This window comes from Sphingomonas sp. RIT328 (assembly GCF_000632225.1).
Classification (GTDB): Bacteria; Pseudomonadota; Alphaproteobacteria; order Sphingomonadales; family Sphingomonadaceae; genus Sphingomonas; species Sphingomonas kyungheensis.
The window spans coordinates 209,544-224,125 of record NZ_JFYV01000001.1; the positions used below are offsets into that span (position 1 = coordinate 209,544).

Below are 14,582 nucleotides of genomic sequence, written 5' to 3' on the forward strand. Positions count from 1 at the left end.
GGTCCTTGATCGGGGACGCAGGAGTGGGGGATGCGGGGGCCATCAGTCGGAGAAGCCCGGGGCGGGCGCGGCGCCCTTCTTCTTCGACGCGGCGCGCGGATCGGCGGCGGGCACCGGCTGGCGCTGCGGCACCGGCGGCACCGCGGCGGCGGCGCCGAGCGTCGGCGGCACCGGCTGGCCGCCGGGCACCATCACCGGCACCGGCCGCTGCCCGCTGCCGCCGCCGCCGACCTCGCCGAGCAGGATGCGCTCGGCATCGCCCGGTGCGCGATAGCCGTCGTGCGGCAGCGCGACCTGCGCCGGATTGTTGATCGGCTTGACCAGATAGGGGGTGATGATGATCACCAGCTCGGTCTCGTTGCGCTGGAAATTGGTCGAGCGGAACAGCGAGCCGATGATCGGCAGGTCGCCGAGGAACGGCGTCTTGTCGATATTGTTGCCGTGCGTGTTCGACAGCAGGCCGCCGATCATCATGCTCTGGCCCGAGCCGAGCTCCAGCGTCGTCTCGGCGCGGCGGGTGGTGATGCCGGGGACGCGGGTGCCGCTGACCGTGACCGCGCTGGCATTGTCGATCTGCGACACCTCGGGACGGACGCGCAGCGAGATGCGGCCGTCGGACAGGACGGTCGGCGTATAGGCGAGGCTGACGCCATATTGCTTGTATTCGACGGTGACGGTGCCGAGGCCGCCGGACAGCGGGATCGGGATCTCGCCGCCGGCGAGGAAGGTCGCAGTCTCGCCCGACAAAGCGGTGAGATTGGGGTTGGCGAGCGTCGTCACCTGACCCAGCGTCTCGCCGAGATCGACCGCGGCGAGCAGGTCGACCCCCAGCAGCTTGCCGGCGAGCCCAAAGGTGGCAGCGTTGGCTGCCTGACTGATACCGCTATAAGCTGGCTGCGTGAAACCCGTCGAGAGAGGGCCGCCGGGTACAAACTGGGTGCCGGCCCCTCGACCTTGCGCGACGCCGAATTGAAATCCGCCCGACGAGTCGCGGCTTTGCAGATTGACCCCGACGTTCTTGATGAACGTCCGGCTCACTTCCGCAATCCGCACCTGGAGGTTGACCTGCAACGGCGTTGCGGTGCGCAGGCGCGAGAGCACCTTGGTCGAGTCGCCGACATAGGCCTGGACCAGCCGCTCCGCCTCGGCGGCGTCGCCCGGGCCGGCGACGGTGCCGGTGAGCAGCACCAGCCCGTTCATCGGCGTCGCGGTGAGATGCGCCTCCGGCATCGCCAGCTGCAGCATCGCCGCGATCGAATCGAGATTGTTGCCGACGCGGACGGTGGTCGCATAGACGACCGCGCCGCCCTTCGTCGTCGCCGAGATCGTCGTCTCGCCGGTCTTCTTGCCGAAGATGTACAGCTGGGTCGGCGAGCGGACCTGGACGTCGGCGACCGAATCGTCGGCGACGAACACGTCGCTCATCGGCCGCGACAGCGTCACCAGCCGGCCGCGGCCGGTGTTGACCTGGACGATCGAAGAGCTGCGCGCGACGGTGGCATCGGGCGCCCGCGCATCGGCGGCGCCGAGCGGCAGCGCGACGCTGCTCGCCAGCATCAGGCCGAGGGCGGCGGCGCGACGGCGCGACGCGCGGAAGGTCTGCGACGAAGCCATTAGTTTTTCCCTCCGACCGGTACGACGGTCACGCTGTTGCCGCGCGCGACGCGCACGACCGGCCCCTGGATGACGACCGCACCGGGGGTGCCGGGCGTGCCGGTTGCCGCGGTGGCGGTGGTCGGCGTGCGCGGCGGCACGGTGCTGCGCTGGAAGCGCGAGACGTCGGCGCCGGTCGCGTAGGTGCTGCCGCCGGTCTGCGGCTCGCTCGCGACGCGCAGCATCATCGCCTTTTCGGCGCGGGCATCGCCGTCGGGCACCTTGACCGCGCCGCTGGCGATCGCCTCTTCCAGCTGGGTCGAATTGTCGGCGAGCGCGCGCAGCGACAGCGACAGGTCGCCGATCGTCCGCGCCACCGCGATCTTCTCGGCCATCTTGGGCGTCGCCTCCAGCGTCACGGTCGAATAGGTGCTGACCTTGGACTTGCCGTCCTCGCCGACGACATTGTCGGTGCGCTGGTCGGTGGCGAGCACGCGGACGTTGCGCATGATCGTCTCGGACACCTTGAGCGGCTGGCCATCGCCGCCGCCCGGCACCGTCTGCGTCAGCACGAGGTCGATGCGATCGCCCGGGAAGACGAAGCCGGCGACCGCCGCCTGGCTCGACACGCTCACCGTCACCGCGCGCATCCCCGGCGCGAGCGCCGCGGCGAGGAAGCCGCGATCGCCCGGCGAGACGAGCGCGCCGCGCGTCACCGGCTGGCCCGCGGTGATCGCGTTGCGGACGACGGTGCCGGTCAGCTTGCTGAGATCGGTGCTCGGCTTGAGGTAATAGGCGTTGTCGACCAGCTCGCGGGGCCACGGCTGGAACTTGAGCGCGGTGGCATCGAGGATCGTGCCGACCGGCAGCGTACGGGTGGCGACCAGCACCTCGGGGCCGTTGGCGACGACCGGGGCGGGGGCGCCCATCGCCATCGCCTGCGGCGCCGACGAACCCGCGATCAACGTGCGGGCAAAGAATGCCGTGATGCCGGCGACGAGCAGGGCGCCCACCAGCAAAACGATCTTGCGACTATCCATGTTCTCAACGGGCCTTTCAGCACACCGGGGGCAGTGGCCGGACTATGAGCCGAGACTGGTTAAAATCCGGTTCGTCTTCAAAGCGCTGGCATTGTAGCGGGTAAGGCGAGCAGCGCCGCGGCGGCGATGGCGACGCCATAAGGCACCTCGACCTGGCCGATGCGGCGCTGCCAGCGCCGCTCGATCATCATCGCGATCGTGATCGCCCCGCCGAGCACCGACATCACCATCAGCATCTGCAACAGCCCGCCGAGCGGCAGCCACAGCGCCAGCGCGCCGATCATCTTGACGTCGCCGCCGCCCATCCAGCCGCGCGCGAAGGCGCCGACGAACAGCGAGAAGACGATCGCCGCGACGAGCAGCTGCACGCCGACCTCCGCCCAGCCGAGGCCGAGCGCCCACCACCACAGGGGGGCGAGCAATGCGATCGCGGCATTCTTGACGTTGGCGATCTCTCGGGTACGGGCATCCTCGATCCCCGCGGCCACCAGCAGTGCGCCGAGCATGACGGCCAAAGCCGCGACCAGAAGATTATCCCACCCCATCGTCATGCGTAGGTAGACGGGATGGCTTGCGAAAACGTAACCAGCGCGACGATGACCGAGCAAGACGAGCTGCGCCGCCAATGGCCCGCCGAATCGCGCCTGTCGCTATGGCGTGCGCCGGACGGCTGGCAGCACCGCCGCTTCGACTGGCCGCATCCCGCGCCGCGCGGCCGCGTGCTGGTGCAGGGCGGGCGCGCCGACATCATCGAGAAGTTCATCGAGACTTTCCGCCACCTGCATGCGCACGGCTGGTCGGTGACCGCGTTCGACTGGCGCGGGCAGGGCGGATCGGGCCGGCTCGCCGGCGATCGCCACGTCGGCCATGCGGCGAGCTTCGCGCCCTGGGTCGCCGATCTCGCCGCCTTCTGGCAGGACTGGCGCGGCGAGGCGGCGGGGCCGGCGGTGCTGCTCGGTCATTCGATGGGCGCGCATCTCGCGCTGCGCGCGATGCTCGACGGGGGAGTGACGCCCGATGCGGCGGTGCTGGTCGCGCCGATGATCGGCATCCGCTCGCCGCTCGGCAGCCGGATCGGCGCGCTGGTTGCCGCGGCGGCGACGCGGTTCGGCGATCCGGCGCGGCCGGTGTGGAAGACGCGGCCCGGCGATGCCACCTCCGGCCATCGCCAGCAAAGGCTGACCCATTCGCTCGAACGATATGGCGACGAGGCCTATTGGTATGGCCGCGACCCCGATCTGCTGCTCGGCCCGCCGAGCTGGGCCTGGGTGCGCGAGGCGTTCGTCTCCGGCGCGCGACTGCTCGCCGACCCGCGGCTCACGCGGCTTGCGGTGCCGGTGCTGATGCTGGTCGCCGACCACGATCAGCTGGTCGACAGCGCCGCCGCGCGCCGCCTCGCCGCGCGATTGCCCGATGTCGAGCTGATCCGCTTCGGCGCGGAGGCGGCGCATGAGATCCTGCGCGAGGCGGATGGCGTGCGGCTGCGCGCGTGTCGGGCGATCACCGACTTTCTGGAGCGGCGGACGTGATCCACGACGTGGCCATCGTCGGCGGTGGCATCGCAGGGGCGGGGCTCGCCGCCGCGATCGTCGGCGCGGCGCGCGTGCTGCTGCTCGAGGCGGAGGCGCAGCCGGGCTATCACAGCACCGGGCGGTCGGCGGCCTTCTGGTCGGAGACCTATGGCGGCCCCGGCATCCAGCCGCTGACCAGCGCCTCCGGCCCGGCATTGCGTGACGGCGGCTTCCTGGCGCCGCTCGGCTCGCTTCACGTCGGTCGGGCGGCGGATGCCGCGCAGGTCGATGCGTTCGTCGACTCGTTCGCCGGTACCGCGGTGGCGCTGGATCGGGTCGATCCGCACCAGCGGGTGCCGGGGCTGCGGCCCGACTGGACACTCGGCGTGATGGAGGCGAGCTGCGCCTATATCGATGTCGCGGCGCTGCATGCCGCCTATCTCGCCGCGTTCCGGCGGGCCGGCGGCGTGATCGCCACCGATGCCGCGCTGATCGCGGCGCGGCGCAAGGCGGGGGTGTGGACGATCGACACGCCCGCCGGGACGTTCCGGGCGCGGCTGCTCGTCAATGCGGCGGGGGCGTGGGCCGATACGGTCGCCGGGCGGGTCGGCGCCGCGCCGCTCGGCATCCAGCCCTATCGGCGGACGATGGTGCAGCTGCGCACCGAACCATCCGCGCCGGCGGGGATGCCGCTCGTCGCCGACATCGCCGGGCGCTTCTATTTCAAGCCCGAGGCGGGGCGGCTGTGGCTCAGTCCCCATGACGAGACGCCGGTCGGTCCGCATGACGTCGCGCCCGAGGAGGTCGACGTCGCGCAGGCGATCGACCGGCTCGAATCGGTCGTCGACTGGCGGGCCGTCGCGGTCGAGCGACGCTGGGCCGGCCTGCGCAGCTTCGCGCCCGACCGGCTGCCGGTCTATGGCTTCGACGCGCGGGTGCCGGGGCTGTTCTGGTGCGCGGGGCAGGGCGGCTTCGGCATCCAGACCGCCCCCGCCGGCGCGGCGGTGGCGGCGAGCCTGCTGCTCGGCACGCCGTTGGCGGCGCCCTATGCGGGGATCGACGTCGATCGTTATGCGGCGCGGCGCTTCCTGCCGGGCTGACCGGGGGCAGGCTTGGCGCAGGGGTGCAGAGGGAGCATCCACGGCGCAGCCGCCGTCCCGACACCGCCGAGGTGACAGCGCCGCCGCCGCGCCACTTCCAAACTCTCCGCGCCTCCGCGCCTCCACGTGAACAAATCTCTTCGCGTGTCCGCGTCTTCGCGTGATCAAAGCTGCCGACCATCAGGCGGAGAGGTCTGGGGAGGGGCAAGGATGGTTCACGCAAAGCCGCGAAGAAGAGTGCTCACGCGGAGGCGCGGAGGACGATCGGGACGGGCGGCTGGCTCCCTTTACCAGATTGTCCTGATCGCCGCTGGCGCGGCGGGGGTAGGGCTCTGCGTCTTCTGCGCGAATCCTTAAACGGCAGGCCGGCTCGCTGCGAGGGCGGCGTCGCTGGCCAGTTTGTCGACGCGTTCGTTGTCGGCGTCGCCGTTGTGGCCCTTGACCCAGACCCATTCGATCTCGTGCTTCTGCGTCTCGGCGAACAGCGCCTGCCAGAGTTCGGCGTTCTTCACCGGCTTCTTGTCGGCGGTGCGCCAGCCGTTCTTGCGCCAGCCGTGGATCCAGCGGGTCAGGCCGTCCATGACGTATTTGCTGTCGGTCGACAGGCGGATCTTGCACGGCCGCGTCAGTACGCGCAGCGCCTCGATCGCCGCGGTCAGTTCCATGCGGTTGTTGGTGGTCAGCCGCTCGCCGCCGGACAATTCCTTCTCGTGGCCGCCGAAGCGGAGCAGTGCGCCCCAGCCGCCGGGGCCGGGATTGCCCTTGCAGGCGCCGTCGGTGGCGATCTCGACGAGCGGGGCGGCGGCGGGGTCGGTCATGCAAAAGCCTCCGGATGGGCGTCATACCAGTCGAGCCGGCGCAGATAGGCGAGAGGGTCCTTGCGCGTCACCAGCGCATCGGCCGGCGTGTTGAGCCAGTCCCAGGCGCGGGTGAGCAGGAAGCGGAGCGCCGCGCCGCGCGCCAGCACCGGCAGCGCGGCGCGCTCCGCATCGGACAGGCCGTGCTCGGCCGCATAGCCGGCGAGCAGCGCCGCGCCGACGCCATCGAGCGGCTCGCCGCGCGGATCGAAAGCCCAGGACCCATGCATCACCGCGACGTCATAGGCGCGCAGATCGCGGCAGGCGAAGTAGAAATCGATCAAACCGGTCACGGAGTCGCCCAACATCAACACGTTGTCGGGGAACAGGTCGGCGTGGATGACGCTCGTCGGCAGATCGTGCGGCCAGTCCGCCTCGACTGCGGCGAGCGCGCCGTCGACGCGCGCGTACAGGCCGGGCGCGATGCCATCGAGGTCGCCGCCGCAGCGTTCGAGCAACGGCCGCCAGTCGGCGATGCCGAGACTGTTGGCGCGTGTGCCGCTGAAATCCGCGGCGGCGCGGTGCAGCGCGCCGAGCGCCGCGCCCGCGGTGGCGGCCTGCGCCGGGGTGGGGCGGGTCACCGACACGCCGGCGAGGAAGCGGATCAGGCAGGCGGGGCGGCCCTCGAGCTGCTGCACCGCGACGCCGTCGCGGTCGCGGATCGCTGGGGGCACCGGTAGTCCGCGCGCGGCGAGGTGATCGAGCAGGTCGAGGAAGAAGGGCAGGTCGCCGGCATCGACGCGCTTTTCGTAGAGCGTCAGGATAAAGCGCGCGCGATCGGTGTCGACCAGATAGTTGCTGTTCTCCACCCCCTCGGCGATGCCCTTGGCGGAGACGAGCGCGCCGACGCCGTCATAGCGGCGCAGGAAGGCGGACAGCGCCTCCGCCGAGACATGGGTGTAGACGGCCATGTGTTCCTCCCCCGATTGCCGCGCCCCCGGGCGCGGGCCGGGGAAGCGGGCGGCTATGCCGCGGCGTCGAGCCCGCGTGGCAGCTTGAACGCGATCGTCTCGCGCGTCGTCTCTTCCTCGCGCTCGGTGACGTCGAAGCGGGTCGAGAGCAGCTCGACCAGCTCGCGCACGAGCAGCTCGGGCGCCGAGGCGCCGGCGGTGATGCCGAGCGTGCCGACGCCGTCGAGGAAGCGCCAGTCGAGGTCGGCGGCGCGCTGGATCAGCCGCGCCGGAATCCCCTCGCGCTCTGCCACCTCGACCAGCCGCACCGAGTTGGACGAATTGGGCGCGCCGATCACCAGCATCGCATCGCACGCCGCGGCGATCGCCTTGACCGCCGCCTGCCGGTTGGAGGTGGCGTAGCAGATGTCCTCGCCGCGCGGCGGCAGCATGTTGGGGAAGCGGCGCTGCAACACCGCGACGACCGCGGCGGTATCGTCGACCGACAGCGTCGTCTGGGTGAGGAAGGCGAGATTGTCGGGATCGACCGGCGCGAAGGTCTCGGCATCGGCGGCGGTCTCGATCAGCGACATCGCGCCGTCCGGCACCTGTCCGAAGGTGCCGACCACCTCGGGATGGCCGGCGTGGCCGATGAAGATGATGTGGCGGCCGGTCGCGACCAGGCGTTCGGCCTGGCGGTGCACCTTCGACACCAGAGGGCAGGTGGCGTCGAGATATTCGAGCCCGCGGCTCTGCGCGTCGGCGGGCACCGATTTGGGCACGCCGTGCGCCGAGAAGACGACCGGCGCGCCGTTCGGCACCTGATCGAGCTCCTCGACGAACACCGCGCCCTGAGCGCGCAGCGTGTCGACGACGAACTTGTTGTGGACGATCTCGTGGCGGACGTAGACCGGCGCGCCGTGTTTCTCGATCGCGAGTTCGACGATGCGGATCGCGCGGTCGACGCCGGCGCAAAAGCCGCGCGGCGCGGCGATCAGCAGATCGAGGACGGGCTTGCCGCCGTCCGGCTGAAGAAGAGAGGCCATGGCGGTCGCTCTACGCGATTGCTTGCACGCGGGAAAGGCGCTTCCTATGGTGCGCGCCGTACCGCCGGGCCGCCGGCGACTGCGTCACTGACCGTTCGACAAAGGTATGCGTCCCCGTGAAAACCACGATTCTCGGCCTGTCCGCCCTCGCGCTGATCCTCTCGGGCTGCGCCAGCAAGGGCGAGATCGTCGAAGGCGGCATCTCGGCGGTGCGTTCGGCCTGTCCGACCGTCGGCGTCGCGGCGGGGACCGGCGACATCACCCTGTTCGACCCGGCGACCAGCCGTGACGAGAGCGCGATCGACGTCGTCGCCAACATGACGCACGTACGCGGCGCCTGCAACGACGCGGGCGACCAGATCGTCACCAGCGTCACCTTCGACGTGCTGGCGCGGCGCACCCGCGCCGATGCGGCGCGCGACGTGGTGCTGCCCTATTACATCGCCATCGTCCGCGGCGGCACCGCGGTGACCGCCAAGCGCAAGGGGGCGGTGACCGTCCATTTCGACGCCGGCCAGACGCGCGCGCAGGCGAGCGGCACCGCCTCGACGCAGATCGCGCGCGCCGCGGCGACGCTGCCCGACGAGGTGCGCGACCAGCTCACCCGCAAGCGCAAGGCGGGGGACGAGGATGCCGCGACCGATCCGCTCGCCCGGCCCGAGGTGCGCACCGCGGTGCTGCGCGCGACGTTCGAGGCGCTGGTGGGCTTCCAGCTCACCGACGATCAGCTGAAGTATAACGCGCAGCGCTGATCCGCGGCGGATGCGGGCCTTTCCGCATTGACTAAGCCCTTGCGGGACGCCAGAGCATCGCACGTCGATGCCGGGCGACCGGCATGGGCGGGCGCGGGAGAGAGCCTCTTCACAAGGAGGCCGCCGAAGGAGCAACCACCCCGGAATCTCTCAGGCATAACGGACCGCGCGCTGCCTTATCGACACTCTGGAAAGCGTTCCTTTGAGGAGCCACCGAAGGGGTAAGCCCGCCGCCTGTTATGCGCCGGGTGAAAGCTCTCAGGTCACCGTGACAGAGGGGGTATGACGAGATCGGATGCGGCTGGCCCGCGACCCGGATCGTGTGCCTTTTTTGGAGACGGTTGATGAGCGACACGCTGCCGGACACCCTGCCTGACCCGCTCGACGAGCTCGACGGCGACGAACCCGCCATCCAGTTGCTGCCGCTCGACGCGTGGCATCGCGCCCGCGGCGGCCGCATGGTGCCCTTCGCCGGCTATGAGATGCCCGTCCAATATGAAGGCATCATGGCCGAGCATCTGTGGACGCGTGAATCGGCGGGTCTGTTCGACGTCAGCCATATGGGGCAGGTCGGCCTGACCGGCGACGGCATCGACGCCGCCGCGGTCGCCGCCGCGCTCGAACAGGTGCTGCCCGGCGACGTCGCGGGCCTCGCGCCGACCAGGATCCGCTATTCGCTGCTGCTCAACGACGAGGGCGGCATCCTCGACGATCTGATGGTGACGACGCTGCCGGAAGAGGGCGCGCATCCGTTCGGCGCGGCGAGCCATTATGTCGTCGTCAACGGCGCGACCAAATATGACGATCTCGCCTATCTGCTCGACGTGCTGCCCGATGACGTGACGCTCAACCTGATGGAAGATCAGGCTCTGCTCGCGGTGCAGGGGCCCAAGGCGGTCGCTGCCGTCGCGCGGCTGGTCCCCGGCGTCGAGGCGCTGGTGTTCATGACCGCGGGCGCGTTCGCGTGGAACGGCCATGCGCTGTGGATCAGCCGTTCGGGCTATACCGGCGAGGATGGTGTCGAGATCTCGATCCCCGCAGAGGCCGCCGCCGCCTTCGCCGATGCGATCTGCGCCGAGCCGGAGGTCAAGCCGATCGGCCTCGGCGCGCGCGATTCGCTGCGGCTCGAAGCCGGGCTGCCGCTCTACGGCCACGACCTCGATCCCGAGACGACGCCGGTGATGGCCGATCTCGGCTTCGCGCTGTCGAAGCGCCGCCGCGAGGCCGCCGACTTTGCCGGTGCGGCGCGCATCCTTGCCGAGCGCACCGACGGCCCCGCGGTCAAGCGCGTCGGCCTGTCGGTCGCCGGGCGCCAGCCGGTGCGCGAGGGGGCCAGCGTCGTCGACGCCGATGGCGCGGTGATCGGCCGCGTCACCAGCGGCGGCTTCGCGCCGAGCGTCGGCGCGCCGATCGCCATGGCCTATGTTCCCGCAGCGCTGGCGGAGGCGGGCACGCCGCTGCGCCTCGTCCAGCGCGGCAAGATCCATGAGGCGGTGGTCGCCCCGCTGCCCTTCGTTCCCCACCGCTATGTCCGCGCAGGAGGCAAGTGATGAGCCGTTATTTCACCGAAGATCATGAATGGGTCGATGTCGACGGCGACACCGGCACGGTCGGCATCTCCGACTATGCGCAGGGCCAGCTCGGCGACATCGTCTTCGTCGACGTGCCCGAGGCGGGCAAGCAGCTCGGCAAGGGCGACGAGGCGGCGGTCGTCGAGTCGGTCAAGGCCGCGTCGGACGTCTATGCGCCGGTGTCGGGCACGGTGACCGAGGGCAATGCCGCGCTCGCCGACGATCCCAGCCTGGTCAATTCGGACCCGGAGGCGGAGGGCTGGTTCTTCAAGATCACGCTCAGCGACCCGGCCGAGCTCGAGACGCTGATGGACGAAGCGGCCTACGCGGACTTCGTCGCGAAGCTGTGACCTATCTTAGCCCCTCCCCGGAAGGGGTGGGGCTTCCAAGGGAATGATGATGCGCTATCTGCCGCTTACCCAGCCCGATCGTGATGCGATGCTCTCGGTCATCGGCGCGGGATCGATCGACGATCTGTTCGTCGACGTGCCCGAGGCCGCCCGCCTGTCCGGGCCGATCGCCGGCCTGCCGGGCCATGCCTCCGAACTCGCGGTCGAGCGGCACATGACCGCGCTGGCGCGCAAGAACGTCGTCGCCGGCGAAGTGCCCTTCTTCCTCGGCGCCGGGGCCTATCGCCACCATGTGCCGGCGAGCGTCGACCATCTCATCCAGCGCGGCGAATTCCTCACCGCCTATACGCCCTATCAGCCGGAAATCGCGCAGGGCACGTTGCAGATGCTGTTCGAGTTCCAGACGCAGGTCGCGCGGATGCTCGGGACCGACGTCGCCAATGCCTCGATGTACGACGGCTCGACCGCCTGCTGGGAGGCGATCGGCATGGCGCGGCGCATCACGCGCAAGGGCAAGGCGATCCTGTCGGGCGGGCTCCACCCGCATTATGTCAGCGTCGCCAAGACGATGGCCAAATATACCGGCGACCAGTTGGAGACCGCGACGCCGGCGCTGAGCGCCGAGACCGACGTCGAGGCGCTGATCGCGGCGATCGACGCGGACACGTCGTGCGTCGTCGTGCAATATCCCGACATCCTCGGCCGCATCACCGACCTCACCCCGCTCGCCGATGCCTGCCACGCCAACAAGGCGCTGCTGATCGCGGTCGTCACCGAGCCGGTGGCGCTCGGCGCGATCACCGCGCCGGGCGAGATGGACGCCGACATCGTCGTCGGCGAAGGCCAGTCGCTCGGCGTCGGCCTGCAGTTCGGCGGCCCCTATGTCGGGCTGATGGGCTGCAAGGAGAAGTACATCCGCCAGATGCCCGGCCGCTTTTGCGGCGAGACGGTCGATGCCGACGGGCGCCGCGGTTTCGTGCTGACGCTGTCGACGCGCGAACAGCATATCCGGCGCGAGAAGGCGACGAGCAACATCTGCACCAACTCGGGGCTGTGCGCGCTCGCCTTCTCGGTGCACATGACCTTGCTCGGCGAGGCGGGGCTGCGCCGGCTTGCGGCGATCAACCATGCCGCCGCCTGCCGCGCCGCCGACCGGCTGTCGCAGGTGCCCGGCGTGGAGCTGGTCACCGAGAGCTTCTTCAACGAATTCACCGTCAGGCTGCCGGTCGAGGCGCGTCCCGTCGTGCGCACGCTCGCCGATCGCGGCATCCTCGCGGGCGTGTCGCTTGGCCGGCTCTATCCGGGCGAGGCGGCACTCGCCAACGGGCTGATCGTCGCGGTGACCGAGACGACCAGCGCGGAGGACATCGAAACCCTTGCCGCCGCACTCGAGGAGGTTCTGGCATGAGCATCAATCAGAGCGGCTGGCGTCCGCAGATGACCGCGGGCGACGGCAAGCCCGCCGCACCGACCGCCACCGGCAACAAGGCGCTGATGCTGGAGGAAGCGCTGATCTTCGAGATCGGCGACACGCAGACCACCGGCGTCGACTTCACGGGCATCGATGCGGCGGCACCGGCGTCGCGCCTCGGTGGCCTCGCGCGCAAGGCGGCGATCGGCCTGCCCGGGCTCGCCGAGCCGGAGGCGGTGCGCCATTACACCCGCCTGTCGCGCCAGAATTATGCGATCGACCTCGGCCTGTTCCCGCTCGGCTCGTGCACGATGAAGCACAATCCGCGGCTCAACGAGAAGATGGCGCGACTGCCCGGCTTCGCCGACGTGCATCCGTTGCAGCCGGTCGATACGGTGCAGGGCGCGCTCGAGGTGATCCATCAGCTCGCGCACTGGCTGGTGACGCTGACCGGCATGACCAGCGTCGCGATGAGCCCCAAGGCGGGCGCGCACGGCGAATTGTGCGGCATCCTCGCGATCAAGGCGGCGCTGGAAGCGCGCGGCGAGGGGCATCGCAAGATCGTGCTGGTGCCCGAATCGGCGCACGGCACCAACCCCGCCACCGCCGCCTTCGCCGGCTTCGCGGTCGAGGACATTCCCGCCACCGCCGACGGCCGTGTCGACACCGCGGCGCTGATCGCGCGGCTCGGGCCGGACGTCGCCGGGGTGATGATCACCAACCCCAATACCTGCGGCCTGTTCGAACGCGACCTCAAGACGATCTCCGACGCGGTGCATGACGCGGGCGGCTACGTCTATTGCGACGGCGCCAATTTCAACGCGATCGTCGGCCGGGTGCGGCCGGGCGATCTCGGCGTCGATGCGATGCACATCAACCTGCACAAGACCTTCTCGACGCCGCACGGCGGCGGCGGGCCGGGCTCGGGGCCGGTGGTCTTTTCCGAGGCGCTGACGCCGTTCGCTCCGCTGCCGTTCGTCGAGAAGCAGGGCGAGCAATTCGTGCTGATCGAGGAGGAGAATGCCGGCGAGCATCACGCCGGCAGCTTCGGCCGGATGGTCGCCTTCCACGGCCAGATGGGCATGTTCACGCGCGCGCTGACCTATATCCTCAGCCACGGCGCCGACGGCCTGCGCCAGGTCGCCGAGGATGCGGTGCTCAACGCCAATTACGTGCTGCGCTCGCTGGAGGGCACGCTCGACGCGCCCTTCGCCAAGGCCGGACCGTGCATGCACGAGGCGATCTTCTCCGACGCCAATCTCGCCGAGGGCTTTTCGACGCTGGATGTCGCCAAGGGGCTGATCGACGAGGGCTTCCACCCGATGACGGTCTATTTCCCGCTCGTCGTCCACGGCGCGATGCTGGTCGAGCCGACCGAGACCGAATCGAAGGCGGCGCTCGACCAGTTCGTCGGCGCGCTGCGCTCGGTGGCGGAACGGGCGAAGGCGGGCGATGCCAGCCTCAAGACCGCGCCGCATTTCGCGCCGCGCGCGCGCCTCGACGAGACGCAGGCGGCACGCAAGCCGGTGCTGGTGTGGAAGGACGCGCCGCTCGCCCAGGCGGCGGAGTAGCATCCGGTCCCCCGCCCGGGCGTGACGGGCGGGGGCGACCGTATCGGGCGGTCAGTCGGCGGGCTCGGTTTTCTCGACTTCATATGAATAGAGCCGCATGATCATGCCGATGATCGAGGTCGTCGCGCCGCAGACGAGGCACAGGGCGAGCGCGGAATCGCGGCTGGCGCTGCGCCAGGAGACGATCGCCAGAAGAACGACGCTGAAGGTCGAAATGACGTAACCGGTCGCTTTGATTTTTGCGCTGCGGGGCAGGGAAGGCCAGGCTGTCATCGTCCGGCGCTAGCTAATGGGTTGCTTCATGTCGCCGATGTGCAGGCGACTGAACTCAAGTTTGGACTGGCGGGGCGGAGAGCGATGGACTGGATCAACTATGCCCTGCCGCTCGTCGTCGTCGCGGTGGTGATGGCGATCCGCTGGCGGCGGATGAAGCGGGTGCGGCCGCTCAAGCTCGAACATCTCTGGGTCCTGCCCGCAGTTTATGCGGCGGTGATCGCCGTCACGTTCAGCCGCTTTCCGCCGCGCGGCCTCGGCTGGCTGTTCTGCCTCGTCGCGCTGGCGCTCGGCGCGGCGCTCGGCTGGCAGCGCGGCAAGATGATGCGGATCACGCTCGATCCCGAGACGCACCGGCTCGGCCAGACCGCGTCGCCGGCGGCCTTGCTGTTCATCGTGCTGCTGATCGTCGTGCGCAGCGGCGCGCGCGGCGCGATGACATATGCGGGGCCGGCGGGGCTCGATCCGATGGCGATCACCGACCTGTTGATGGCGCTGGCGCTCGGCCTGTTCAGTGCGCAGCGGCTGGAAATGTATCTGCGCGGCAAGCGGATGCTCGCGGCAGCGGGAAATCGGACGCCGCCGATCTGAGCCCCCGGTGATCTTTCTATAAGAGA

15 protein-coding genes and 2 riboswitches are annotated in these 14,582 nt (G+C 70.1%); of the genes, 8 read left to right on the forward strand and 7 right to left on the reverse strand.

The genetic code is table 11. The features are described 5' to 3' along the window. Window positions 1–42 precede the first annotated feature (42 nt). The 3 genes from BW41_RS01045 to BW41_RS01055 form a co-directional block, all read right to left on the reverse strand. Window positions 43–1,614, reverse strand: coding sequence for a type II and III secretion system protein family protein (locus BW41_RS01045; RefSeq protein WP_037530439.1), 1,572 nt, complete (start codon window positions 1,612–1,614; stop codon window positions 43–45). Continuing rightward, complete coding sequence (cpaB, locus tag BW41_RS01050; RefSeq protein WP_037530441.1) at window positions 1,614–2,633, reverse strand: Flp pilus assembly protein CpaB; 1,020 nt, start codon at window positions 2,631–2,633, stop codon at window positions 1,614–1,616. The genes BW41_RS01045 and cpaB overlap by 1 nt, the downstream gene beginning before the upstream one ends. A gap of 77 nt (window positions 2,634–2,710) precedes the next feature. Further along, window positions 2,711–3,139, reverse strand: coding sequence for an A24 family peptidase (locus tag BW41_RS01055; protein WP_443027633.1), 429 nt, complete (start codon window positions 3,137–3,139; stop codon window positions 2,711–2,713). A gap of 90 nt (window positions 3,140–3,229) precedes the next feature. Here BW41_RS01055 and BW41_RS01060 point away from each other — a divergent pair, with 90 nt between their 5' ends. Beyond that, a complete protein-coding gene (locus BW41_RS01060; protein ID WP_037530843.1) occupies window positions 3,230–4,162 on the forward strand; it encodes an alpha/beta fold hydrolase in 933 nt (310 codons plus the stop codon). Continuing rightward, window positions 4,159–5,244, forward strand: a complete 1,086-nt coding sequence (locus tag BW41_RS01065; protein ID WP_037530443.1) for an NAD(P)/FAD-dependent oxidoreductase — start codon at window positions 4,159–4,161, stop codon at window positions 5,242–5,244. Before BW41_RS01060 ends, BW41_RS01065 begins: the two co-directional genes overlap by 4 nt. A 353-nt stretch (window positions 5,245–5,597) precedes the next feature. Here BW41_RS01065 and rnhA read toward each other — a convergent pair whose 3' ends face one another. Genes rnhA through ispH form a run of 3 tightly spaced genes read right to left on the reverse strand, consistent with a single transcriptional unit; the run spans window position 5,598 to window position 8,037 of the window. After that, the gene (gene rnhA / locus BW41_RS01070) at window positions 5,598–6,062 is read right to left on the reverse strand and encodes a ribonuclease HI (RefSeq protein ID WP_037530445.1); all 465 of its coding nucleotides are present in this window, start codon (window positions 6,060–6,062) and stop codon (window positions 5,598–5,600) included. Then, window positions 6,059–7,012 (reverse strand): homoserine kinase, encoded by a 954-nt coding sequence (gene thrB / locus BW41_RS01075; protein ID WP_037530447.1) that lies wholly within the window; start codon window positions 7,010–7,012, stop codon window positions 6,059–6,061. The genes rnhA and thrB overlap by 4 nt, the downstream gene beginning before the upstream one ends. Window positions 7,013–7,065: 53 nt before the next feature. Beyond that, window positions 7,066–8,037: a 4-hydroxy-3-methylbut-2-enyl diphosphate reductase gene (gene ispH / locus BW41_RS01080; RefSeq protein ID WP_037530449.1), complete on the reverse strand. Its 972-nt coding sequence runs from the start codon at window positions 8,035–8,037 to the stop codon at window positions 7,066–7,068. Window positions 8,038–8,153: 116 nt separating this feature from the next. Here ispH and BW41_RS01085 point away from each other — a divergent pair, with 116 nt between their 5' ends. From BW41_RS01085 to gcvPB, 5 genes are all read left to right on the forward strand, one after another. Next, window positions 8,154–8,789, forward strand: coding sequence for a hypothetical protein (locus BW41_RS01085; protein ID WP_235199449.1), 636 nt, complete (start codon window positions 8,154–8,156; stop codon window positions 8,787–8,789). Between the two features lie 84 nt (window positions 8,790–8,873). After that, window positions 8,874–8,966: riboswitch (glycine riboswitch) on the forward strand. Continuing rightward, window positions 8,967–9,074, forward strand: a riboswitch (glycine riboswitch). 59 nt (window positions 9,075–9,133) lie between these two features. Continuing rightward, window positions 9,134–10,339 (forward strand): glycine cleavage system aminomethyltransferase GcvT, encoded by a 1,206-nt coding sequence (gene gcvT, locus BW41_RS01090; protein ID WP_051583153.1) that lies wholly within the window; start codon window positions 9,134–9,136, stop codon window positions 10,337–10,339. Continuing rightward, window positions 10,339–10,710 carry a glycine cleavage system protein GcvH gene (gene gcvH, locus BW41_RS01095; RefSeq protein ID WP_037530452.1) on the forward strand — a complete coding sequence of 124 codons (372 nt, stop codon included), beginning with the start codon at window positions 10,339–10,341 and terminating at the stop codon, window positions 10,708–10,710. Before gcvT ends, gcvH begins: the two co-directional genes overlap by 1 nt. A 49-nt stretch (window positions 10,711–10,759) precedes the next feature. Then, window positions 10,760–12,118, forward strand: coding sequence for an aminomethyl-transferring glycine dehydrogenase subunit GcvPA (gcvPA, locus tag BW41_RS01100; protein WP_037530848.1), 1,359 nt, complete (start codon window positions 10,760–10,762; stop codon window positions 12,116–12,118). Next, on the forward strand, window positions 12,115–13,692 hold the full coding sequence (gcvPB, locus tag BW41_RS01105; RefSeq protein ID WP_037530455.1) for an aminomethyl-transferring glycine dehydrogenase subunit GcvPB: 1,578 nt from the start codon (window positions 12,115–12,117) through the stop codon (window positions 13,690–13,692). The genes gcvPA and gcvPB overlap by 4 nt, the downstream gene beginning before the upstream one ends. A 51-nt stretch (window positions 13,693–13,743) precedes the next feature. On the opposite strand, the gene BW41_RS01110 is transcribed toward gcvPB, so the two are convergent. After that, on the reverse strand, window positions 13,744–13,965 hold the full coding sequence (locus BW41_RS01110) for a hypothetical protein (protein ID WP_037530458.1): 222 nt from the start codon (window positions 13,963–13,965) through the stop codon (window positions 13,744–13,746). Between the two features lie 84 nt (window positions 13,966–14,049). Here BW41_RS01110 and BW41_RS01115 point away from each other — a divergent pair, with 84 nt between their 5' ends. Then, entirely contained in the window at window positions 14,050–14,556 is a 507-nt protein-coding gene (locus BW41_RS01115; RefSeq protein ID WP_037530460.1) for a CcdC protein domain-containing protein, read from the forward strand. Window positions 14,557–14,582 lie beyond the last annotated feature (26 nt).